We start from the raw sequence: 23,289 nt of genomic DNA, 5'->3' as shown, positions 1-23,289 counted from the left end.
AGCGCCCGCAGTAAGAACTGCGGGCGCTTGGCGCTGCTGGCTCTTTCGACAGTCGGGTTATTGACTGTTTTCGGCCTGGTTTTGCTGACCGCTGCGGCGCTGCTCACGTGGGTCGTTGTGAGCACGACGGCGGCGGCGGCGATTCGACGCCTCCGGAGATGCCTCTTCCACGGAGGCGGGCTCTTCCGCGGAGGCGCGAGCGTCGGCGGTGTTATCCGATTCCGGCTCTGAAGGCTGGGGCTTGGCTTCTTCCAGCTCTGCCTGCTCCGGTGCCTTGGTATCGCTAGCTGTCTGCGTCGCGCCGCTGTCCTTCTGCGCAGGTACTCGCTCGCTATCGGCAGCGGTGGAGCCCGGCATGATGTCAGCCTGCGCCGATGCGTTGCGCGATGCCTCTTCCGTGGCTGCCGGTGTGGCATCGTCCGTTGCTGCTTGAGGGCTGGGCGAGGCTGAAGTAGAAGCTGCGGTGGTTTCCGTCATGCTGGTGGAATCGGAAGGTGTCGCTGCCACATTCTCGTTGCGCTCGGCCTTGCGCTCTGCTTTCTGCTCGGTCTGGCGCTCGCTACGCGGCGATTTCCTGCGCGAGGCGCGGGGCTTGCTTTCGTCTCCAGCGGCCTGCGGCTTGGCGAAGGCAGCACGTTCCGCGGTAGGCGCCACCTTGGGCTCGTCGTCATCCCGGCTTTCTTCGGCGACCCTTTGAGGCTGGGGCTCGGCTGCCTTGGAGGTCTCTTCAACCGGTTTGCCCGCTTCGGTTTGCTGAACAGGCGCAGGCGGCGTTTCAGCCGTGGCCGGTTCGGCCACTTTCTGCGTGCTGGCCTCCTGGGCACCGGCGTCCTGAGTATCGGCTCCGGCCTGGGCTGCCTCGGCCTGCAAGCGTTCCTGCTCGCTGACCGATTGAGGGTTCAGGGCGTGCTTGCGCGAACGCTGGCGTGGGTTGTTGCGAGTGCGCTTGGGCTTGCCATCGCTACTAGTAGCCTCGTCCTTGTCCTTGCCGGCCTGTTCAGGCGTTGCCTGCGGCTTGCGACTGTCCTTGTCCTCGCGGGGCTTGGCTTCCTCGCGGGGCTTGGTTTCCTCGCGTTGCGGCTTGTCGCTTTTGCTCTTGGCGGGCTGGCGATTGCCGTTCTGAGACTCGTCCTGGCGCGACTTGTTGCGTTGTGGCTTGCCTTCGGATTTGCCACGGCCGGACTTGTCGCCACGGCTGTCCTCGTCCTGGCGAGCGTTGCGTGCCGCCGGCTTGTCGTCGCGCGTGTCGTCTCGTGCTTCATTTCGGCGTCTGCGGTTGCCTCCATTGCGGTTGGAGTGCCGTGCCTCGCTTTCCTCCCTGGTGGAAGCCGCGCGGCTCACGTCTGGCTCGGGCGTTGCCTCACGCCGGGCAGTGGAGGCCGGCGCACCCCCTTCGGCACCGCCAAGCAGCTTGCTGACGCCTTTGAAAAGACGCGAGAGCAGTCCGTTCGGCGCCTGTTGTCCGGCGACCGGAGCGGGATCGTTCGATTGTTGCAGCGAGGCCGGTGCCGGTGCGGCATGAGCTACCGTCTTGACGGCTGCCTCGGTACGCTGAATCGGCTTGCCGAAGGTGCTGTCGGGTTCCTTGCCGACATCGGTCTCGGTGGAGAGTTCGAAGCTGGACTTGGCTTCTTCGTCGTCTTCCAGGTGGTCGTCGCGCAGGCGCTGGACATCGTAATGCGGCGTATCCATGTCCGGGCTGGGAAGCAGCACGACACGAACCCCCTGGCGGCGCTCGATATCGGCCAGCGTGGCACGCTTTTCATTGAGTAGGTAAGTGGCCACAGGAACCGGCAAAATGGCACGAATCTGCGCGCTGCGCTCTTTCATGGCCTCTTCTTCGATCAGGCGCATGATCGACAGCGACATGGAGCGAACGTCGCGAATGGTACCCTGACCATCGCAGCGCGGGCAGACTACACCACTGGTCTCGCCAAGCGAGGGGCGCAGGCGCTGACGCGACATTTCCATCAGGCCGAAGCGTGAAATACGTCCGATCTGGACGCGGGCGCGGTCCAGCTTGAGCGCATCGCGGACGCGATTCTCGACCTCGCGCTGGTTGCGGGCCGGCGACATGTCGATGAAGTCGATGACCACCAGGCCGCCGATATCGCGCAGACGCAACTGGCGGGCAATCTCGTCGGCCGCTTCCAGGTTCGTCTGCAGGGCGGTTTCTTCGATATCGCTGCCGCGCGTGGCGCGTGCCGAGTTGATATCGATGGATACCAGGGCCTCGGTATGGTCGATCACCACCGAGCCGCCGGATGGCAGCTTGACTTCGCGCTGGTAGGCGGTCTCGATCTGGCTTTCGATCTGGAAACGCGAAAACAGCGGTACGTCATCGGCGTACAGCTTGATCTTTTGCTGGTAGGAGGGCATCACCTGGCGAATGAAGCCCAGGGCCTCCTGGTGAACTTCGGGGCTGTCGATCAGCACCTCGCCGATATCCTGGCGCAGGTAATCGCGCATGGCGCGAATGATGACGTTGGATTCGCGGTAGATCAAAAACGGCGCGGAGCGTTTGCCGGCTTCTTCGGTGATCGCTTCCCATACCTGGACCAGGTAATCCAGGTCCCACTGGAGTTCTTCGGCGCTGCGCCCGATGCCCGCCGTGCGCACGATGACACCCATGCGATCGGGCAGCGTGAGCTGACCCATGGCGTCCTTGAGCTGGGTGCGTTCCTCGCCTTCGATGCGCCGCGAGATGCCCCCGGCACGGGGGTTGTTGGGCATCAACACCAGGAAGCGCCCGGCCAGGCTGATGAAAGTGGTCAGAGCCGCACCTTTGTTGCCACGCTCTTCTTTATCGACCTGGACGATGACTTCCTGGCCTTCCTTGATCACCTCTTTGATGTTGGGGCGGCCGCTGGGCTCTTTACTGAAATATTCTCGAGCGATTTCCTTGAGGGGAAGGAAACCGTGACGCTCGGCGCCGAAGTCGACGAAGGCGGCTTCGAGGGAAGGTTCGACGCGGGTAATCTTGCCGCGATAGATGTTGGCTTTTTTCTGCTCCCGGGCACCGGATTCGATGTCCAGATCGTAAAGGCGTTGTCCATCGACCAGTGCGACGCGCAGCTCTTCAGGCTGGGTCGCATTGATGAGCATCCGTTTCATGTTGTCTCGCTATTCAGGGCGCCGGAAGGCGGCCTGAAGGAAACGCCACTGGATGACGAGGGGAAACGGCAGGGAGGGCACTCGGTCTTTTTGGCTCTTACCCGCAGGGGTGCTTGCCTTCAGGCCTTGTACCGTCTCGTGTCTCATTCCGCTCGCCGAACCAATCAGCGACTCCTGGGCGTCGGCGACGGCGAACCGCTTAGTGCTCGTGCTGTGCTCAGCGCATGTCGAGAATGCGTCATCCACGCCCGGCATGGGGGCCGGACGCTGCAAGATCATGTTGAGTACGCGGCGGTGGCAGGACGTGTTTCGGCGAGTTCTTGGGTTCTCGTCCGGCCCTGCGGACTACCGCCAGACACCTGGCATTTTTCGATTCGCCGACGCCGGCCTCCGGCACGGTGTTTAATTTCCCGTAGTGTGTTGGCGGCTCGTGGGAGCCGCCTGGAACCCCGGGCGTGGCGTAATGTTCTACAGCATGGCGGCAAAGGGGTTTCCCTTGTCGCCGTAACCTCCGCTCAGGCCTGCGTGTGTGACGTGCAGGCGCAATACACAGGCATTTCATGCCCATTTGAGCGAGTTCGGAATATAACAGTAAAGCCACATGGCAGCAATTGGCGCAGTGGCGACGCCAGTGCGTTAAGATGGCCGTTTACAGTGTGGTTCGCGAGGATTGGGATGGCCGAGGGTCGAGAAGTTCAATGGGCCGAGATCGGCGATGCGCAGGCCGGTCAGCGTATCGACAATTTTCTGCATACACGCCTCAAGGGGGCCCCTCGAGCGCTGATCTACCGCATCGTTCGCAAGGGCGAAGTACGGGTGAACAAAAAGCGCGTCAAGGTCGACTATCGGCTGGCGGTTGGCGACCTTGTGCGAATACCTCCGTTGCGACTGGCTCCCGAAGAGGCGGTGCGTGACGTCAGCGATAACCTGCGCAACCTTCTGGCGGGCAGTGTGCTTGTGGAGGGGCCGGGCTGGTTGGTGATAAACAAGCCCTCCGGGCTGGCTGTGCATGGAGGCAGCGGGGTCAAGATCGGCCTCATCGAGGCGCTTCGCCAGGTGCGTGAGGATCTCGACTTCCTTGAACTGGTGCATCGGCTCGATCGCGATACGTCCGGCTGCCTGTTGCTGGCCAAGTCGCGTCAGGCTCTCTTGACGCTCAATAATGCGCTCAAGCAGCGACAGATGGATAAGCAGTATTTGGCCTTGGTCCAAGGTCGCTGGCCGGCACGACGCGATTACGTCAGTGCCCGGCTGGACCGGTATGAGGCAGGTAACGGTGAACGCCGGGTGCGTGTCGATCCGCAGGGCAAGGTTTCACGAACCCATTTCGCAGTGCGCGAGACCTTCAGCAATGCCACCTTGATCGAGGCCGAGCCGATCACGGGGAGAACCCATCAGATCCGCGTGCATGCCGCACATGCGGGGCATCCCCTGCTGGGAGATGACAAGTACGGTACCCGCGAAGGACAACGTCTGGCGGCGGGGTTTGGTCTGGAGCGTCTGTTCCTGCATGCCGTGGCGTTGACCTTTCCCGAGCCAGACAGTGGACGCCCCGTGCATGTCAAGGCGCCGTTGGGCGAGCTCGAAGCCGTGCTGGAGCGAGCCCGTGCCCAGCGTTGATTCCTTCCTGCAGAGGCAAGCCCCGTCGCGCTATCGCCTGGTGATTTTCGATTGGGATGGAACCTTGATGGATTCCGAGCATCGCATCGTTGCCTGCATGCAGGCTGCGGCTAGCGATGTCGGCTGGCGTGAGCTGGAGCATGAAGCCGTGCGTGACATCATTGGTCTAGGGCTACCCGAAGCGATAGCCAAGCTGTGTCCCGGTATGCCAGCGGCGCAGGCGGAGTCGATGCGTCAGCAATATTCCAAGCATTTCGTAGCCGCCGAGCAGATGCCGTTGTCCTTCTTCGAGGGCGTGGAGGAGGGGATTCTTCGTCTGCGCAGCAATTCTGCCTTGCGGCTGGCCGTGGCTACCGGAAAAAGTCGCCGTGGCCTCAGGCGCGCCTTCGAGGCGACCGGGGCGGGGGCATGGTTCCATGCCAGTCGCACCGCGGATGAGACATTGTCGAAACCTCATCCACGCATGCTTGAAGAGCTGCTCGTCGAGACGGGGGTGCCTGCCGAGGAGGCGCTGATGATTGGCGATAGCGAGTACGACATGGAAATGGCGCGCGCCTTGGGAATGGATCGACTGGCCGTTACCTACGGGGTGCATGCCGCCGAGCGCCTGGCGATGAGCCGGCCGGTGTTCAGCGCCGGGAGTTTTTCCGAACTGATCGAGTGGTTGCACTCTTGATGGATCTTGGTGAGACATAGATGAGCGACGATAAACGTTATGACCAATGGACCGAGGGGCCCGAGGTGAGTCGTGAGGAGGCTGACGCCCAGCTAGAGCAGGGCACAGTGCCGTCCTCGGGGCGTGACGATGCCGACACCCTGCGCGAACGTCAGCGACTGGCGCAGCTAGAGATGATGGACCGCTGGATTGACGGTGTGCTGACCGAGCAACGGCGCTCGCGACGCTGGAAACTATTCTTTCGTTTTTTCTTCGCTGCGCTGATTTTGGCCTCCCTCTCGTTGAGCATCTACAGCCTATTCCTGGCTGATGTGTCGCCGTCGCCGATCGGCCAGCATCTTGGCGTGGTGCGTGTCGAAGGCGTGATCGATGCCGAGGCCGAAGCCAATGCCGACCGCATTACCGAAGGATTGCAGCGTGCCTGGAATGACCCGGAGACGGTGGCCATCGTGCTGCGCATCAATAGTCCCGGCGGCAGTCCGGTACAGTCGCAACGAGTCTATCAGGAGATCCGTCGCCTACGGGAAGCGGGTACCAAGCCCATTTATGCCGTTATCGAAGACATCGGCGCAAGTGGCGCCTATTACATTGCGGCCGCCGCCGACGATATCTATGCCGCGCCGGCCAGCATGGTAGGGTCGATCGGTGTGATTTATGCCGGCTTTGGGCTGGAGCAGGCGATCGAAAGGCTGGGTATCCAGCGGCGTGTTTTCACTGCGGGAGAAAACAAGGCGTTTCTCGACCCCTTCAGCGATATCGAGCCGGATCAGCGCCGTTTCTGGCAACAAGTGCTGGAAACGACGCATCAGCAGTTCATCGCTGACGTCAAGACGGGGCGTGGAGAACGGCTGGCCGATGATCCAGCGCTTTTCAGCGGTCTGATCTGGACCGGAGAGCAGGCCCAAGCGCTGGGCCTGGTCGATGGGCTGAAGAGCCTGGATCAGCTTGCTAGAGAAAGTCTTGGCGAGGTGCGCACGCGCGATTACACGCCAGGGCTCGATCCGTTCGAGAAGCTGTCGCGCCAACTGGGGCGTGTCGCGGCCCACTGGTTCGGCATTCCGCAAGCGAGTTCGCCCGTACGCTACGAGCTACCCTGAGCCCAGGCTTACGAGCCCAGTGGGTCAAGGCCTGCCTCGCGTAGCAACTGGCAGAGTCGGATCAGTGGCAGGCCGATAAGGATGTTGGGGTCATCGCCTTCGAGGCGCGCGAACAGGGCGATGCCCAGGCCTTCCATCCGGAAGCTGCCGGCACACTCGAAGGGGCGTTCGAGAGCAACGTAACGGTCGATTTCCTGCTCGCTGAGTTGTCGAAACAGCACCGTGTAGGACTCGTGACATACGCGATGCATGGCGCGAGAGGTATCGATCAGCGCCAGGCCGGTCAAAAACCGAACGCGCTGTCCCGAGAAACGCCTTAGCTGTTCGCGTGCTGTCGGGGCGTTGCCGGGCTTGCCTAGAATCACGTCGTCGAATACGGCGACCTGGTCCGAGCCGATAATGAGATGTTGCGGGTAGTCCTCAGCCAAACGTTCCGCCTTGGCCAACGCCAGGCGACGGACCAGCGCCTCCGGCGCTTCTCCCGGCAAAGGCGTTTCGTCAATGTCGGGGCTGGCCCAGGTGTACGGAATCTGCAGGCGGTCAAGGAGCTGGCGCCGCCAGCGTGATCCCGAGGCGAGGACCAGGCGTGAAGGATCGTGCATGTCTGTCGGTTCCCTGTTCGTGCCGGTTTTTAGGGCCAGTTTGCCGGGTGTGGGCGAGCGTTGTATAGAATGATGCGTTCATCGCTTTGACAGTATCGGGGGGAATCCCTATTATTGCGCGCCTATGTTGACCACTAGACTTCCCCTACAGGTCGAGCCGTACCGGCTGGCCGCAAATGCCGAACGCCTCGAGGGCTGTGTTTCCCTCGATAGCATGCCTCGTCTCGAAGAAGAGGCCGGCGAGCAGCAAGGCGCTTGCGAAGTTCGTCTGGATTTCGGCGTCGATGCTCAGGGCCGACGCTTCATCGATGGCTGGCTCAAGGCGGATGTCGACCTGGCCTGCCGCCGTTGCCTGGAGCCGCTGCCGGTATCCGTCGAGAGCCGTTTTCAGTTGGGCATCGTCACCAGCGATGGCGTGGCGGCAGAGTTGCCCAATGCCTACGAGCCGGTGGTGGTGGAAAACGAACAGCTCAACCTGTTGGCTGTGTTGGAGGATGAATTGATCCTCAGCCTGCCGCAGGTGGTATACCACGACGAAGCGGAATGTTCCGTTTCGCGCGATCAGCTGACCAGCGGTACGGCCTCCGAGGGCTCGAATACGCCGGCTGCAAGCCCCTTCGACGTATTGCGTAAGTTGAAGGACAAACAGTAAATCAACCTCGATACACTCTGGAGTGATATCTCATGGCAGTTCAACAGAACCGCAAGACCCGTTCCAAGCGTGGCATGCGCCGTAGTCACGATGCGCTTTCTGCACCGACCCTGTCCCAGGACAAGGAAACCGGTACTACGCATCGCCGTCACCACGTTTCTCCGGATGGCTTCTATCGCGGTCGCAAGGTCGTCGACGCTTAAGTCGGCGTCCCCTCGGACAAGGTTTGCTAGCTAGCCGTGCAGATCGCCATTGATGCGATGGGCGGGGACTTAGGTCCCCGTGCCACCGTCAGGGGAGCTGCCGAAGCTCTGCATGTGCATCCCGAGCTAACGCTGCGCCTGTTCGGGCCCAGCGACATTCTGACGGCCGAACTCGATCAACTGCCCTCGCGTTTGCGTAGGGCAGAATCTCGTTTGGCTGTGATTCATTCGCCGAATGTCATTTCTCAAGCCCAGAAGCCGTCCGTCGCGTTGCGCTCAGCGCATGATACGAGCTTGGCCATGATGCTGGAGGATGTCGCCAAGGGCGAGTCAGTGGCCGGCGTCAGTGCCGGTAACACCGGTGCGTTGATGGCACTGGCAAGACGCACGTTGGGCATGGTGGCCGGCATCCCCCGGCCAGCCATCAGCACCGCCATCCCTACACAAGGAGGCGGCCGCTGTTACATGCTCGACATGGGAGCGAACATCGAGTCCAGCGCACAGCGACTCGTCGAGTTTGCCGTGATGGGTGAGGTGACGGCACGCTGCATCGATGGCCTGACTCGTCCGCGTGTCGCTCTGCTCAATATGGGCGTCGAAGCGACCAAGGGGCCGGCCAATGTACGCCAGGCCGATGCTCTGTTGCGCAGTCTGGGCGACGGCATGAATTACCTTGGCTTCATCGAAGGCGACGGTCTGTTCAGCGGCGAGGCCGATGTCGTGGTGTGCGATGGTTTTGTGGGCAATATCGTCCTCAAGTCCAGCGAGGGGTTGGCACGCATGCTCATCGAGCGTGCCCAGGCAACGTTCGGTGCCCATTGGGGGAGCCGTCTGGTCGGGCTATTGGCAAAGCCGGCGCTGTTGCGTCTGAAGCGGCAGCTCGATCCGGTGCGCTACAATGGTGCAAGTCTGCTTGGGTTGTCGGGCATCGTCGTCAAGAGCCACGGTCGTGCCGATGCGCAGGGGTTCGCTTGCGCAGTGTCCCGGGCGGTTCAGGAGGTCAGTATCAATTTGCCTCGTTTGCTGGAGTGCGAGTTGGGGCAGCGGACCTCTATCCCGTGGGTCGCATGCGGTCCACGGGATAGAGGTTTACCGACCACGTCGAGACCCGATGAATTTCCATCCTGAAAGGTGAATGTCATGACCCAATCCCTGGCCCTCGTATTTCCGGGACAGGGCTCCCAGCACATTGGAATGTTGCGGGAGCTGGCCGAGCGCTACAGTGTGGTGAGGACGACCTTCGAAGAAGCGTCCGAGGCACTGGGGTACGACCTGTGGAAAGTGGTTCAGGAGGGGCCCGAAGAGGCCCTGAATGCGACTGCTTGCACGCAGCCTGCTCTGTTGACCTCGAGCGTAGCTATCTGGCGCGTCTGGCAGGAGCTTGAAGGTCCGCGTCCCGTGGCCATGGCCGGGCATAGCCTGGGTGAATACAGCGCCATGGTCTGTGCCGGCACGCTGGGCTTCGCCGAAGGGGTACGCTTGGTCCAGCTGCGTGGCGAAGCCATGCAGGAGGCCGTGCCGGTAGGCCAGGGCGCTATGGCGGCCGTGCTCGGGCTCGACGATGAGGCTGTCGAAAAAGCCTGTCGTGACGCCGCCCAGGGTGAAGTCGTTTCTGCCGTCAACTACAATGCACCCGGCCAGGTCGTCGTGGCCGGCCAGAAAGCGGCGGTCGATCGCGCCATTGCACTCTGCCAGGAGGCGGGGGCCAAGCGGGCACTCCCGCTGCCGGTATCCGTGCCGTCCCACTGCGATCTGATGAGACCCGCTGCCGAACGGCTCGACCAGGCCATGGCGGAAATCGATCTAAAAGCGCCGCGCTATACGGTCGTGCAGAATGTCGATGCTCAGGCGCATGCCGATATCGAAACCTTGCGCACGCGCTTGGTCGAACAGCTCTATCGTCCCGTGCGCTGGACGAACTGCGTCGAGTCAATGATTGGTCTGGGGGCGCAAGTGTTTATAGAATGTGGGCCGGGTAAGGTGCTGACCGGGCTCAACAAGCGGATCGCCCGAAGTGTGAAAGGATTGGCGGTCAACGATCCGGACAGTCTGGCAGCCGCGCTCGAGCTCGCGCGCGATTCCGCCAGTCAGCAAGATTCATGACTCATTCAGGAACGTTTATGACGAGCGAACGGAGAGTGGCACTGGTCACTGGGGCGAGTCGGGGCATTGGTCGTGCCATCGCCCATGAGCTTGGCCGGCAGGGCCGGGTAGTGATCGGAACCGCGACCAGTGAGCAAGGGGCCCAGAAGATCGATGCCGATCTCAGGGAGAATGGCATCGAGGGTGCCGGTCGGGTCCTCAACGTTACCGATCAGGCCAGCGTCGATGCCTTGATCAAGTCGATTGGCGACGAATACGGGGCACCGACTATCCTGGTCAACAACGCTGGCATTACACGCGACAATCTCTTGATGCGCATGAAAGAGGACGAGTGGGATGACGTCCTTGATACCAATCTCAAATCCGTCTATCGCGTTACCAAGGCTTGCGTGCGTGGCATGACCAAGGCGCGCTTTGGTCGTATCGTCAATATCAGTTCGGTCGTGGCCACCATGGGCAACCTTGGCCAAACCAACTATGCTGCCGCCAAGGCGGGCATGGAAGGCTTCACTCGAGCGCTGGCCCGCGAAGTGGCTTCTCGAGGAATTACGGCCAATGCCGTAGCCCCCGGTTTCATTGCCACCGACATGACGGAAGCGCTGCCGGAGTCGCAGCATGAGGCCCTGTTGGGCCAGATTCCTCTATCCAGGCTGGGCAAGCCCGAGGAGATCGCTGCGGCTGTCGGTTTTTTGACCAGTGACGTCGCCGGTTACATCACTGGCGAAACGCTGCAAGTCAATGGCGGCATGAATATGCGTTGAGGTCACATGAGGACGCCTTGGTTGCGTCGTCTTGGGGCCGTCTATAAACTACCCGGCAGTTTTTAGCTGGCGGATATGTACCACTAGGAGTAACGACATAATGAGCACCATCGAAGAGCGCGTGAAGAAGGTTGTGGCCGAGCGCCTGAACGTCAAGGAAGAGGACATCCAGAACACGTCTTCCTTCACTGAAGATCTCGGCGCGGACTCCCTGGATACCGTCGAGCTGGTGATGGCGCTCGAAGAGGAATTCGATACCGAAATTCCCGATGAGGAAGCCGAGAAGATCACCACTGTTCAGGAAGCAATCGATTACGTCGTTGCTCACCAGTAAGCGATATGAGTGCGGTCGGTGACCGCCTCGATGAAGCTCCAGAAAGCCGTTCTGCGTTGCAGGACGGCTTTCGTTTTATGCGCCAGTGCCACATAGCCGGTATGCTTCGGGTATAATGCGCGCAGCGCGGCAAGTGCCTTCCAGGTGCGTGCCGAACATGGATATCTGGAGGAGAGCAAATGCCTCGTAGAAGGGTCGTGGTGACCGGGTTGGGCCTGGTGACGCCGGTAGGTAACACCGTCAAGGATAGCTGGGCCAATATTCTGGCAGGCAAGAGCGGCATTGCCCCGATCGAGCATTTCGATACCAGCGGATTCAATACGCGCTTTGGTGGGTCGATCAAGAATTTCGATATCAGTCCCTATCTGAACCCCAAAGATGCCCGCAAGATGGACTTGTTCATTCAATACGGGATCGCAGCGGGTGGTCAGGCAATCGAAGACGCCGGTTTCGAGTGCAATGAGCGCAATGCCGACCGCATTGGTGTGGCTATCGGGTCGGGCATCGGTGGGTTGCCGATGATCGAGCACAATCACAATGCCCTCAACAAGGGCGGGGCGCGTCGAATTTCCCCTTTCTTCGTGCCGGGCTCCATCATCAACATGATTGCGGGCAACCTGGCCATTCAATATGGCTTCCGGGGGCCTAACATCGCCATCACGACTGCATGTACCACAGGTACCCATAATATCGGCTATGGGGCGCGCACCATTGCCTATGGCGATGCCGACATCATGCTCTGTGGGGGGGCCGAAATGGCGACTACCCCCCTGGGACTCGGCGGGTTTTCTGCGGCGCGAGCGCTATCGACCCGTAACGACGATCCAGAGGCGGCGAGTCGTCCCTGGGACCGCGATCGTGATGGCTTTGTGCTTTCCGATGGCGCAGGCGTGCTGGTACTCGAGGAGTACGAACACGCCAAGCAGCGTGGGGCGACCATCTACGCCGAGATCAAAGGATTCGGCATGAGCGACGATGCCTACCATATGACGGCGCCTCCCGAGGACGGTCGTGGTGCGGCCGCGGCCATGGCCAATGCCATCCGCGATGCTCAGGTGGATCCGGCGCAGATCGGCTATATCAATGCCCATGGCACGTCCACGCCGACCGGTGACTTGGCCGAAAGCCGGGCTATCGAGCGGGTAATGGGCGCGGCGGCAGCATCTGTTGCGGTCAGTTCCACCAAATCGATGATCGGTCATTTGCTGGGGGCGGCAGGCGCCGTCGAGGCAATCTTCAGCATCCTCGCCCTGCGTGATCAGGTGGCTCCGCCGACCATCAACCTGGACAACCCCCAGGAAGGCTGCACGCTCGATTACGTGCCCCACACGGCGCGCCAACTGGCCCTGGAATACACGTTGTCCAATTCGTTCGGCTTCGGCGGGACCAATGGTTCGTTGGTCTTCGGGCGAGTCTGAGCAGGGCGATGGCCGACGAGGCGGTACCTTTCGATGACCGTGGCCTGGCCTACGGCGACGGTCTCTTCGAGACGGTTCTAGTACGCGATGGCCGGCCGTTGCTGTGGGAAGAGCATATGGCTCGCCTGCAGGAAGGCTGTCGTCGTCTAGGCATCGCCTTTCCCGGCCGTGCGCATTTGGATGAGCTGGCTGTGCAGTCGGATCCGGGTCTGCATGTCCTCAAGCTTCTGTTGACTCGAGGTAGCGGAGGGCGAGGCTATCTGCCGCCCGAGCGTGCCGCCCCCCGGCTACGCTGGCGCTCGGTGCCGTTCGTGCCCCAGCCGACGCGTTGGGCGGAGGGCGTTCGAGTAAGGCTGTGCGATCTCACGTTGGGCAGTCAGCCTCGCCTGGCGGGAATCAAGCACCTCAATCGTCTCGAGAATGTCCTGGCGCGGCAGGAGTGGAGCGATCCCGAGATTGCCGAGGGATTGCTGAGCGATTGTCGCGGCCACGTGATCGAGGCCACCAGCATGAACCTGTTCTGGTTGTGTGACGGCCGGTGGGAAACGCCGAGACTGGCGGAATGCGGTGTCGCCGGGACGTTGCGTGCAGGCTTGCTCGATGCATTCGAATTGCATGAAGTCATGCGTGGCCACGACGTTTTTTTCGAAGCGGACAGCCTATGGCTAGGCAACTCAGTACAGGGCGTCTGGCCAATTGCCTCACTGATGGATCCATCGGGGACATTGCTGCGTGAGTGGTCCGTGCCGTCTTTCGACCGATCGCTGCAGGCCGAGGCTCATGCCCTGCTAGGCTATCCAGCGCCGGCCTGATCGTTAAGGAAACCGCATGCGTTTGTTGAAACTGTTTGTGACGTTGACCGTTCTCGTGGCGGCGTTGGCGTATGGCGCCTATGCGTACTGGCAATCGCGTCTCGATGCGCCGGTGACCGTCGAGGAGTCGACGCTCTATGAGGTACCGCGCGGCGCCAGTTATCAGCGCATCATGGCGGATCTGGCAGAGCGGGGCATCATCCGTGAGGATTGGCCGTTCAAGGTGCTGGCGCGTCTATCGCCGGATGGCTTGCCGCAGTTGCGGGCCGGAGAGTTCATGATCGAGCCGGACATGAGTGGGCGCGAACTCCTCGCGCTGCTGAGTAGCGACCGGGTCGTGACCTATGCCGTGACCGTTCCCGAAGGCTGGACCTTCGACGACATGCGAGACGCTCTGGCCGCGGCACCCAAGCTAGCCCAGCTGACCGATGGCATGAGCGATGAAGAAGTCATGGCCGAGTTGGGATATCCCGACCAGCATCCCGAAGGGCGTTTTTTTCCGGATACCTACAGTTATCACAAGGGAATCAGCGATCTGGACATCCTGCGCCAGGCCTATGAGCGCATGCAGGCGGAACTCACCCAGGCCTGGGAAGCACGGGATGAGGGCTTGCCCCTCGAAACTCCCTACGAAGCGCTGATCATGGCCTCGCTGATCGAACGCGAGACGGGCGTCGATGGGGAGCGCCGCCAGATAGCCGGTGTGTTCGTGCGCCGTCTCGAGCAGGGCATGCGATTGCAGACCGACCCGACCGTCATCTATGGCATGGGCGACGACTACGATGGCAATATCACGCGTGCCGATCTGCGCCGTCCCACGCCATACAATACCTATGTGATCGATGCTTTGCCGCCTACCCCGATCGCCTTGCCTGGGCGTGCAGCGCTCGAGGCGGCCGTTGACCCGGCCGAGGGGGACACCTTGTACTTCGTGGCCAAAGGGGACGGCAGTCACCATTTCTCGCGTACGCTTAACGAGCATAATGCCGCTGTGCGGCGTTACATTCTGAATCGCTGATGGCAGGATGCATGCATAACGACACGCAAGAGTACCGCCAAGGTCGCTTCATTACGCTCGAAGGTGGGGAGGGCGTCGGCAAGAGTACCAACCTGGCGAAGGTCTGCGAATTCCTCGAAGCCCGCGGTATTGAAGTGGTCAAGACCCGTGAACCGGGCGGGACTCCCCGCAGTGAGGCTATTCGGCGCCTATTGCTGGATACGACCGAAGACGAACCGTTATGTGACGATGCCGAACTGTTGCTGGTCTTTGCCGCACGAGCTCAGCATCTTGCCTGCAAGATCCGCCCTGCATTGGCAAGAGGCGCATGGGTGGTATGCGACCGCTTCACCGATGCCACTTTCGCCTATCAGGGAGGAGGGCGTGGAATCGACACGTCACGTATCGAACGTCTGGAGTGCCTCGTCCAGCAGGGCTTGCAGCCCGATCTGACGCTTCTGCTGGACATGCCGGCCGACGCTGCGCAGCAGCGTGTCACGCAGCGCGGCGCCGAGCGCGATCGTTTCGAGCAGGAGCACCTGGCGTTTTTCGATGCGGTGCGCAATACCTATCTGCAGCGTGCCCGGTCGGCGCCGGAACGTTTTGCCCTCATCGATGCGGCACGGTCACTGACGGAAGTGGAAGACGCAATTCGTGCCTGTCTCGAACAAAGGCTCGCTGTATGGAAATGAGTCCACTGCCCTGGCAACGCGAACTCTGGGAACGGCTGATCGACTTGCAGGACCGGGCGAAGCTGCCTCATGCCTTGCTTGTCTCCGGTGCTCATGGTGTCGGTAAGCAGGCTTTCGCGGATGCGCTCACGGCGCGCACCTTGTGCCGCAATCCGCAACGGACGGCGTGTGGCCAGTGTCATGGCTGCCAGATGCTGAAGGCGGGCTATCACCCCGATCTGATGCGCATTTCCCCGCAAGAGAAGAGCCGCCAGATCCGTATCGATCCGATTCGGGAAGTCAATGCTTTCGTGGCCCAGACGGCTCAGCAGGGTGGGTACCGCGTCGTTGTCCTGCAGCCGGCCGAGGCGATGAACGTTGCGGCGGCGAACGCGCTATTGAAAAGCCTCGAGGAGCCGGGAGAGCGTACCTTGTTTCTGCTGCTCGCCGATGTACCTTCTCGGATGTTGGCCACCATCAGGTCTCGCTGTCAGCATTGGGCACTGGGCGTGCCCGACAGCAAGGCCTGTTTGCCTTGGCTCGGCGAGATTCTGGAGGACACTCAGGAAGCGGCTTTCTGGTTGCGTGTCGCAGGTGGTTTGCCCTTGCTGGCACGCGAACTTGCAGCTCCGGAGGCGCGTGGACTGCGTCAGGAACTGCAGGATCTGTTCGATGCGTTGGTACGTGGCGGCGAGCCTGTCGCCGAGGCGGCAAGGCTCGAGCGACAGGCTGTCGAGCGTATCTTGTGGTACGGTATCGCCTGGCTCGAGGACCTGATTCGCCTGGGGCTGTCCGGTGACAGCGAACGGGTGCGCAATCCGGACCTGCTGCCGCTTTATCGCCAAGCGGTGAAGAATGCCCGTGTACGCGACTGGTTTCGGTTGCTGGATTATGCTCGCGAGCAGCGTCGTCTGCTGGTGGCGGGGGGCAACCCCAACCCCCAGCTCGTACTCGAAGCCTGGCTGGTTCGCTGGTCGGCGCTATTGCGCTCCTGACGAGCGGCGTTGCGTATTGGCGCTGGGCAAGCGATGCCGGTTTTCGTAACGTGGTCGTTGAACGATTGATAAGGGACGAACCAATGGTGGGCAAAAAGGCCATGTCTCTGACCATCCGAGACACGCAGACGCTGCTGTCCGCATATATGCCGAGTCTCGAGCGTGGCGGTATCTTCGTGCCTACGCAGGAGCGTTACACGCTCGGGCAAGAGGTCTTCCTGCTGTTGACCCTGCCTGACGAGAGCGAGCGTTTGCCGCTGACTGGCAATGTCGTCTGGCTCTCGCCCCCCGGCGTTTCGGGGCACCGGGTGCCGGGCATCGGCATCCAGTTCAGTGCAGATGACCAGCCGGTTCGTGACCGTATCGAAAACCGCCTGGCTGGACAGCTGGATAAAGGCGCAGCCACCTATACGTTTTAGTGACCTATCCGGCGCCGGGTAGATGTGGCCGACCGGCCGCTGTCTCACCGGCGACCCGTCGGTTCGCCCTTCGATTCATTGATTATTCCGAGCAACGTGCATGTTTGTCGACTCCCATTGCCACCTCGACCGTCTCGATCTGACCGCCTACGAAGGCAGCCTGAACAGGGCGCTCGACGCGGCTCGCGAACGCGGTATCAGTCAGTTCCTGGCCATCGCCGTGACTCTCGATGACGTCGAACGTTTGGCGGGCATCGCGCGTACCCATGCGGATGTCGTCATTTCAGCGGGGGTCCACCCCATGCATCAGGTAGGCGAAGAGCCGAGCGTCGAGGCCATCAAAGCCTGCGCTGAGCGCTTCGATGCCGTGGCGATCGGCGAGACCGGTCTCGATTATCACTACGATACGATTGCCCGAGACGTACAGCTCGAGCGTTTCAGGCGGCACCTGCAGGCGGCAGCCGAACTCGAGCTGCCGGTGATCGTGCATACCCGCGACGCCCGCGAGGAGACCCTTCAGCTGATTCGTGAGCATACCGACCCTGCCGTTGGCGGTGTGCTGCACTGCTTCACCGAAGACCTGGACATGGCCCGAGAGGCGGTCCGGCTGGGGTTCTTCATTTCCTTGTCGGGAATCGTCACCTTTCGCAATGCCGAGTCGATTCGTGAACTGGCGAGGTCGGTTCCTCTGGATCGCCTACTGATCGAGACGGACAGTCCTTATCTGGCGCCGGTTCCGCATCGGGGTAAACCCAACGAGCCGCAATGGGTCGTTGAAGTCGCAGAATGCATCGCACGCGAGCGGGGGATCAGCGTCGATGAAGTGGCCATGCAGACCACGGTCAACTTCTTCCGACTTTTCCGTGCTGCAGCGCCTCAGGCATCTGCTGAAATGCGCCAAATGCTCGCCGATGCCAAGCTGATCTGACAATCCTGCAAGGAGAAGGCACATGTCGCTGGACCCGTTGCTGTCCCACATCGAAGCCAACGGTGAAATACCGCCGATCGAGCGCTGGAACCCCGACTTCTGTGGCGACATGGATCTAACGATACGCAGCGACGGCGTCTGGGTGCACGAGGGCACACCCATCGGCCGGCCACGCCTGGTCAGGCTGCTGTCGACGGTACTGCGCCGCGAAAGCGATGGCGACTACTATCTGGTGACCCCGGTAGAGAAGATGCGCATTTGCGTCGAGGATCGTCCCTTTCTGGTCGTCGATGCAGAATCCTCCAATGAGTCGGGAGCCACTGTTTGGTGGCTGGTAACCAACGTGGGCGACAGAGTGCGCCTGGACGATGAGCGCCGACTGACAATCAGCATGACGCCGCATGGTGAACCTGTCCCGGAAGTGGCGGTGCGCTTCGGACTGAACGCACGGATGAATCGCAATGTCTTCTACCGGCTGGTCGAGCTTGCCGACCAGCACCAGCAAGGAGCAGGCATCGAGCTCGGATTGACTAGTGGCGGAAGTTGGCAGCCATTGGGGCGGATCGATACGGAGCTGCTGTGAAGCTGACTGCAGAACAGTGGGCCGTCGTTCGACATCGACAAGGACATGCGCGAGTCGCCGCCGTGGCCGGTGCCGGCAAGACCACGACGCTGGTCGCTCGTGTCCTGCATCTCCTCGAACAGGGCGTACCGGCACGTCGCATCCTGGTGCTGATGTTCAACCGGGCCGCCCGCGAGGATTTCACCGCCAAGCTCGTTGCCATGGCGCCGCCCGGCCGGCCATTGCCCGAGGTGCGCACGTTCCATTCCATCGGCCATCGCCTGACTCAGAGCCTGACACGTTGGGGGTGGCTCCCGCCCCGGGAATTGCTGACTGCCGACTGGCAGCGCGAACGCCTGCTGCGTCAGGCCGTGCACAGGTGCCTGGAAGCGGCGGACGGTTCGATGCGTGACGCTGCGTTGGAGGCGGAGCGTCTCGAGGCATTGGGCAATTTTTGCGATTTGGTCAAGGCGGAGATGGCGACGCCAGCCGAATTCTATGAGCGCCTGGATTTCGGTCCCGATACACGGCATTTCGTCGAGGCCTTCGATCACTATGAGGCGCTGCTCGAACAGCACGGGCGTATGACCTATGCCGACCTTCTCTATCGTCCGCTTCGTTGCCTGGAGGAGGATCAGGAGGCCCGCGGTCGTGTCCAGGGGTTTCTCGATCACGTCATCGTCGATGAGTATCAGGACATCAATGAAGCCCAGCAGCGACTGCTTTCGCTGCTGGCGGGGACGCGCGCCGAGGTCATGGCGGTCGGTGACGCCAATCAGTGTATCTACGAGTGGCGGGGCGCCCGTCCCGACTACATGCTCGAACGCTTCGAGGCGACTTTCGGTCAGGCCACGGACTATCCGCTATCGACGACGTTCCGGCATGGGCACGCCCTGGCGCTGACGGCCAACCATGCCATCCGTGGCAATCGCCGTCGCCCCGATCAACTGTGCGTGGCGGCGCCGCAAAACCCATTGACGGTCATCGATGCAGGGCAGGGCGCCGCTCGTCTCGTCGATGAGCTCCAGGCTTGGCAACGCCAAGGCCGCCCTCTCCATCAAGCCTGCGTGCTGGTAAGGAATTGGGCGCTTTCGGTTGCCGTGCAGCTCCAGCTCTTGCGTGCCGGAGTTCCTTTCCGGCTGGCGCGAGAAGAGCGCTTCGTGTTTCGTCTGCCACTGGTCCAGGCCCTGGCCGGCTATTTGCGGCTGAGTCGCGACGCCAGGCTACTGCAAGAGCCTGCTCATCTTCTCCTGCTGCTGTCGCAACCGACGTCGTTCGTGGCGCGTGAACGCCTCCAGGCATTGTCTCTTCACTTGGCGCAGACACAGCGTTGGCCCGAGCGCCAGGATGCGCTTCTTGCCTCGCTCAAGCCTGCCCAGCGTCGTACGCTCAAGCGGCGCTGGGAGTTGCTCTGTGAGTTGCCCAGGCTGGCAGGGCTGGCGCCGGCGAAGTTGCTGGAGCTCGTAGTCGAACGCTTGGAAGCCGAGAAGATCCTGAAGCGTGCTGCTGCGCGTCGCGAGAAAGGCGAGGAGGACGTCCGCTTGCTCGATGTGTTGATCGAGCAAGCGGACGAACTTGCTCTCGCGCCGGACGAGCTCATCGAACGGCAGCATCGGCCGCTGGAGAATCAGGGCGATGGGGTGCTGATCACCACCGTGCATGGCGCCAAGGGCCTGGAATGGCCGCTGGTCGTGCTGTGGGGAATGAACGAGGAAGATTTTCCCTACTACAGTAAAGATAATCCGCTGGATGAAGAGCGGCTCGAGGAAGAACGCCGCTTGTTCTACGTTGCCATCACCCGAGCGCAGGAGCGTTTGCTGATGCTGCACGATGCCGGTGATCATCGTCCCAGTCGTTTCCTGGCCGAGAGCGCCTGGCAGGACGGCAATCGCGTCGCTCAGGCGTTGCAAGAGAAGGGCGATGAAACGCTCGGCGTAGAGGTGCCGTCGCTTGTCGGCCGTTACTTCGCCGCATTGGGCATCGAGCGATCGCTGGAAGTCGTGCCTCGCAATGGAGCAGGGGTGGCAGAGCCAGCGGCACACTACCGCCCGGGGCAGCAGGTTCGCCACGATGTGTTCGGCCATGGTGAAATCCTGGTCGTCGAAGGCGATCCGGACAACCCGGTGGTCGATGTCCGTTTCGTGCACGCCGGCCGTCGTCGCTTGATCGCTCGCCGCTCACCGCTCGAAGTGCTACAAGGAGGGTCGCCTGCATGAAACCAGATTGTCTGATCGACGCCACCACGCTGCGTGCTGCCATGGCCAGTGATAACGCGCCATTTATCCTGGACTGCCGTGCGCGCCTGGAGTCGCCGCAGGCCGGTCGGCAGCTGTGGGAGGGAGGCCACATTCCCGGTAGCGTGCATTTCGATCTCGACCGCGACATGGCTGCTGCGGCCGGCGAAGATGGCCGGCATCCGCTGCCCTCGCCAGCTACTTTCGCCTGCACCGTGAAGCGCCTTGGGTTGAGTGCTTCGCTACCTATCGTGGTCTACGATGACCGCGGAGGCCAGTTGGCGGCCGCCCGTGCCTGGTGGATGCTGGCCTGCTGGGCAGGTCACCCGAATGTGCAGGTGCTCGATGGTGGACTGCAGGCCTGGCTCGACGCGGGAGGAGAAATGGCAGTCGAGCGATTGCCGGCCGAGCGCTCCCCTGTTTCCCCAGGAGATTGGCAACCTGGGTTCAATGGTGAGGCACTCTGCGACGCGGATGAAGTGGCGGATTCGGCGGTCACGAAAGTGGATGCACGCTCGCCGGAACGTTTTCGCGGCGAGAGCGAGCCCATCGACCCTGTGGCGGGACACATTCCCGGGGCGGTATGCCGGCCGAGTTCGGCGAACCTTACCGAGCGGGGGCGCTTCAAGTCATCCGAGCAACTCGATGCCGAGCTGCCTGACGCGGATCAGCTAGCCAGTTACTGTGGATCGGGAATCACCGCCTGCCATAACATTCTTGCCTACGCGATCGCCGGTCGCCCCTTGCCCCGGCTTTATGCCGGGTCGTGGAGTCATTGGATACGTGACCCTGAACGTCAGGTAGCGACCGGCAACTGACTAAATGCCGACTTGAGCGACGAACGCTAAAACATCGGCATGCCCAGGCATGCCGATGCAATCTTACATGTTCGGGTAGTTAGGGCCGCCGCCGCCCTCCGGTGCCACCCACTCGATATTCTGTGCCGGATCCTTGATGTCACAGGTCTTGCAATGGATGCAGTTCTGGAAATTGATCTGGAACTTCGGCTGGCCGTCGTCGCCTTCGACCACCTCGTAGACACCGACCGGACAATAGCGCTGAGCCGGCTCGTCGAAGGTCGGCAGATTGTCGCGAATCGGGATGGCAGGATCCTTGAGGCGAAGATGGCTTGGCTGATCCTCTTCATGATTGGTATTGGAGAGGAAGACCGAGGAAGGCTTGTCGAAGGACAGCTTGCCGTCGGGCTTGGGATAGTCGATCTTGCGGCTCTTGGCGGCCTTTTCCAGCTTGGCATGGTCGGGCGTCGTGTCATGGACTGCCGGCAGCTTGCCGCCCAGCCATTGATCGATGAAGTTGTAAGCCCCGCCCACTAGCGTGCCGTACTTGTGAATCGCGGGGCCGAAGTTGGCAGTCTCGCGCAACTCGCGATAGGCCCAGCTCTGCTCCCAACGGGTGGTAAAGGACGTGAGCTCCTGGCCACCTTCATCGCCGCCGTCCTGGATGGCCTCGAACACCGTCTCGGCCGCGACCAGGCCCGACTTCATGGCCGTATGCAGTCCCTTGATCTTGGCGAAATTGAGCGTGCCGGCATCGCAGCCGATCAACAGCCCGCCCGGGAACGTCATCTTCGGCAAACAGTTGATGCCCCCCTTGGTGATCGCCCGCGCTCCATAGGCTACGCGGGAGCCGCCCTCGAGATACTGTTTGAGCAGCGGATGGTGCTTCATGCGCTGAAATTCGTCGAAGGGCGACAGGTAGGGGTTCCGGTAGGCGAGATCGACGATCAGGCCGACTACCACTTGCTGGTTCTCGGCATGATAGAGGAAGAAGCCACCGTGAGTGTCCTTGTCCAGCGGCCAGCCGGAGCCATGCAGGACCAGACCGGGTTCGTGGCGGTCGGCGGGAACGTCCCAGAGCTCCTTGAAGCCGATGGCGTAGTGCTGCGGATCACGCCCCTTGGCCAGGTCGAAGCGTTCGATGAGGCGCTTGCCGAGATGACCGCGAGCGCCTTCGGCAAATAGCGTGTATTTGGCGCGTAGTTCCATGCCGGGCATGTAGCCATCCTTGGGCTCGCCATCGGCACCCACGCCCATGTCGCCCGTGACGATGCCGCGCACCGTGCCGCCTTCGTCGTACAGGACCTCCTGGGCGGCAAAGCCGGGGAAGATCTCGACGCCGAGTTCCTCGGCCTGCTCGCCCAGCCAACGGCACAGGTTGCCGGCGCTGATCACATAGTTCTGTCCGCTCTCGGCGCCGGGGGTGCCGACGTTATGCATGGTCTTGGGCACCAGAGCGTTGGGCAGCTTGCGGGCGGAGCTTGCATCCTTGAGAAGATAGACCTCGTCGCGTATCGCCGGCGTGTTCAAGGGTGCGCCACGTTCGGCCCAGTCAGGAAACAGCTCATCGAGGGCGCGCGGTTCGAAGATGGCGCCGGAAAGGATGTGCGCGCCGACCTCGGAGCCTTTTTCGACCACACAGACGCTGAGTTCGCGCTCGGCCTCATTGGCTTGCTGCATCAGACGGCAAGCGGCGGCCAGGCCGCTGGGGCCGGCGCCGACGATGACCACATCGAAGTCCATGTGTTCGCGTTCCACGTATCATCTCCTCGGTCGAGCGGTGCCATCGTGCGGCGGCACCGTAGTCATGGCTGTCATTCTTATGAATCGATACAGGCCACTGGTGTCGATGTCCTGTACTGCAGTCGTTTCACTGCGTCATATCATATCGTGTATAGGCAGGGTCGGGCACGTTGCTGCCTGACTCCCAAGACACCGCTTAGATACTCTGCTTGGCTCACACTATATTTAAAACGGTCGTTTGCTTCCACTCTGCTTTCGTGCTAGTGATATGCTTAGTCAATAGGTGCCGTCAGCTTGTGCATGGCCGTATTGGGCCCCTTAACAAGCTGTGGCAAACTACGCTTCATACGGCTTCGACTCCCTATCAAACGCTTGCATGAATCTATAACAGCCAGTTATATCGAGCGAAAACCTAACGAGGACGCCATGAAAGTACTCGTCGCGGTCAAACGCGTCATCGACTACAACGTCAAGATCCGCGTCAAGGCGGATCACTCCGACGTCGACCTTACCAACGTCAAGATGGCCATGAATCCGTTTTGCGAGATCGC

Annotated in this window: 22 protein-coding genes and 1 pseudogene; 20 read left to right on the top strand and 3 right to left on the bottom strand. The window is 61.6% G+C overall.

Annotated elements, in window-relative coordinates; all coding sequences use genetic code 11:
* Nucleotides 1–57 precede the first annotated feature (57 nt).
* On the bottom strand, nt 58–3,114 hold the full coding sequence (gene rne, locus MHM84_RS19520) for a ribonuclease E (protein ID WP_239268381.1): 3,057 nt from the start codon (nt 3,112–3,114) through the stop codon (nt 58–60).
* A 675-nt stretch (nt 3,115–3,789) separates the two neighbouring features.
* Here rne and MHM84_RS19515 point away from each other — a divergent pair.
* Genes MHM84_RS19515 through sppA form a run of 3 tightly spaced genes read left to right on the top strand, consistent with a single transcriptional unit; the run spans nt 3,790 to nt 6,507 of the window.
* A complete protein-coding gene (locus tag MHM84_RS19515) occupies nt 3,790–4,734 on the top strand; it encodes an RluA family pseudouridine synthase (protein ID WP_239268379.1) in 945 nt (314 codons plus the stop codon).
* The gene (locus tag MHM84_RS19510) at nt 4,721–5,410 is read left to right on the top strand and encodes an HAD-IA family hydrolase (protein ID WP_343218309.1); all 690 of its coding nucleotides are present in this window, start codon (nt 4,721–4,723) and stop codon (nt 5,408–5,410) included. The genes MHM84_RS19515 and MHM84_RS19510 overlap by 14 nt, the downstream gene beginning before the upstream one ends.
* A gap of 20 nt (nt 5,411–5,430) precedes the next feature.
* The gene (gene sppA, locus MHM84_RS19505; RefSeq protein WP_239268377.1) at nt 5,431–6,507 is read left to right on the top strand and encodes a signal peptide peptidase SppA; all 1,077 of its coding nucleotides are present in this window, start codon (nt 5,431–5,433) and stop codon (nt 6,505–6,507) included.
* Between the two features lie 8 nt (nt 6,508–6,515).
* Here sppA and MHM84_RS19500 read toward each other — a convergent pair whose 3' ends face one another.
* Nucleotides 6,516–7,109: a Maf family protein gene (locus MHM84_RS19500; protein ID WP_239268374.1), complete on the bottom strand. Its 594-nt coding sequence runs from the start codon at nt 7,107–7,109 to the stop codon at nt 6,516–6,518.
* A gap of 124 nt (nt 7,110–7,233) precedes the next feature.
* On the opposite strand from MHM84_RS19500, the gene MHM84_RS19495 reads away from it, so the two are divergent.
* The 16 genes from MHM84_RS19495 to MHM84_RS19420 all read left to right on the top strand — a co-directional run bounded on the left by MHM84_RS19495 (nt 7,234) and on the right by MHM84_RS19420 (nt 21,016).
* Nucleotides 7,234–7,761 (top strand): YceD family protein, encoded by a 528-nt coding sequence (locus tag MHM84_RS19495; RefSeq protein WP_239268372.1) that lies wholly within the window; start codon nt 7,234–7,236, stop codon nt 7,759–7,761.
* 32 nt (nt 7,762–7,793) lie between these two features.
* The gene (gene rpmF, locus MHM84_RS19490) at nt 7,794–7,964 is read left to right on the top strand and encodes a 50S ribosomal protein L32 (RefSeq protein WP_019018656.1); all 171 of its coding nucleotides are present in this window, start codon (nt 7,794–7,796) and stop codon (nt 7,962–7,964) included.
* 36 nt (nt 7,965–8,000) lie between these two features.
* Entirely contained in the window at nt 8,001–9,092 is a 1,092-nt protein-coding gene (plsX, locus tag MHM84_RS19485) for a phosphate acyltransferase PlsX (protein ID WP_253574067.1), read from the top strand.
* Nucleotides 9,093–9,104: 12 nt separating this feature from the next.
* Nucleotides 9,105–10,067, top strand: a complete 963-nt coding sequence (gene fabD, locus MHM84_RS19480; RefSeq protein ID WP_239268369.1) for an ACP S-malonyltransferase — start codon at nt 9,105–9,107, stop codon at nt 10,065–10,067.
* Between the two features lie 17 nt (nt 10,068–10,084).
* On the top strand, nt 10,085–10,828 hold the full coding sequence (gene fabG / locus MHM84_RS19475; protein ID WP_239268367.1) for a 3-oxoacyl-ACP reductase FabG: 744 nt from the start codon (nt 10,085–10,087) through the stop codon (nt 10,826–10,828).
* 100 nt (nt 10,829–10,928) lie between these two features.
* Nucleotides 10,929–11,162 (top strand): acyl carrier protein, encoded by a 234-nt coding sequence (gene acpP / locus MHM84_RS19470; RefSeq protein WP_011506901.1) that lies wholly within the window; start codon nt 10,929–10,931, stop codon nt 11,160–11,162.
* 179 nt (nt 11,163–11,341) lie between these two features.
* Nucleotides 11,342–12,580, top strand: a complete 1,239-nt coding sequence (fabF, locus tag MHM84_RS19465; RefSeq protein ID WP_239268365.1) for a beta-ketoacyl-ACP synthase II — start codon at nt 11,342–11,344, stop codon at nt 12,578–12,580.
* 8 nt (nt 12,581–12,588) lie between these two features.
* Nucleotides 12,589–13,392 (top strand): aminodeoxychorismate lyase, encoded by an 804-nt coding sequence (pabC, locus tag MHM84_RS19460; protein WP_239268363.1) that lies wholly within the window; start codon nt 12,589–12,591, stop codon nt 13,390–13,392.
* Nucleotides 13,393–13,408: 16 nt separating this feature from the next.
* Nucleotides 13,409–14,410 carry an endolytic transglycosylase MltG gene (gene mltG, locus MHM84_RS19455; protein WP_239268361.1) on the top strand — a complete coding sequence of 334 codons (1,002 nt, stop codon included), beginning with the start codon at nt 13,409–13,411 and terminating at the stop codon, nt 14,408–14,410.
* Between the two features lie 11 nt (nt 14,411–14,421).
* Nucleotides 14,422–15,081, top strand: coding sequence for a dTMP kinase (gene tmk, locus MHM84_RS19450; RefSeq protein WP_239268359.1), 660 nt, complete (start codon nt 14,422–14,424; stop codon nt 15,079–15,081).
* Nucleotides 15,072–16,055: a DNA polymerase III subunit delta' gene (locus MHM84_RS19445; RefSeq protein WP_239268356.1), complete on the top strand. Its 984-nt coding sequence runs from the start codon at nt 15,072–15,074 to the stop codon at nt 16,053–16,055. The genes tmk and MHM84_RS19445 overlap by 10 nt, the downstream gene beginning before the upstream one ends.
* 83 nt (nt 16,056–16,138) lie before the next feature.
* A complete protein-coding gene (locus MHM84_RS19440; protein WP_239268354.1) occupies nt 16,139–16,474 on the top strand; it encodes a PilZ domain-containing protein in 336 nt (111 codons plus the stop codon).
* Nucleotides 16,475–16,574: 100 nt separating this feature from the next.
* Nucleotides 16,575–17,402 (top strand): TatD family hydrolase, encoded by an 828-nt coding sequence (locus MHM84_RS19435; protein WP_239268351.1) that lies wholly within the window; start codon nt 16,575–16,577, stop codon nt 17,400–17,402.
* A gap of 22 nt (nt 17,403–17,424) precedes the next feature.
* Nucleotides 17,425–17,985: a DUF1285 domain-containing protein gene (locus MHM84_RS19430; protein ID WP_239268349.1), complete on the top strand. Its 561-nt coding sequence runs from the start codon at nt 17,425–17,427 to the stop codon at nt 17,983–17,985.
* Entirely contained in the window at nt 17,982–20,180 is a 2,199-nt protein-coding gene (locus MHM84_RS19425; RefSeq protein WP_239268346.1) for an ATP-dependent helicase, read from the top strand. The genes MHM84_RS19430 and MHM84_RS19425 overlap by 4 nt, the downstream gene beginning before the upstream one ends.
* Entirely contained in the window at nt 20,177–21,016 is an 840-nt protein-coding gene (locus MHM84_RS19420) for a sulfurtransferase (RefSeq protein ID WP_239268344.1), read from the top strand. Before MHM84_RS19425 ends, MHM84_RS19420 begins: the two co-directional genes overlap by 4 nt.
* Nucleotides 21,017–21,079: 63 nt before the next feature.
* Here the strand turns inward: MHM84_RS19420 and MHM84_RS19415 are convergent, their stop codons facing one another.
* Complete coding sequence (locus tag MHM84_RS19415; protein ID WP_239268600.1) at nt 21,080–22,738, bottom strand: electron transfer flavoprotein-ubiquinone oxidoreductase; 1,659 nt, start codon at nt 22,736–22,738, stop codon at nt 21,080–21,082.
* A 426-nt stretch (nt 22,739–23,164) separates the two neighbouring features.
* On the opposite strand from MHM84_RS19415, the pseudogene MHM84_RS19410 reads away from it, so the two are divergent.
* Nucleotides 23,165–23,289, top strand: a pseudogene (locus tag MHM84_RS19410) (electron transfer flavoprotein subunit beta/FixA family protein); the annotation flags it as partial.

It is taken from the genome of Halomonas sp. McH1-25, assembly GCF_022348165.1.
Classification (GTDB): domain Bacteria; phylum Pseudomonadota; class Gammaproteobacteria; order Pseudomonadales; family Halomonadaceae; genus Modicisalibacter.
This window is presented reverse-complemented; position numbering and strand designations above follow the sequence as displayed.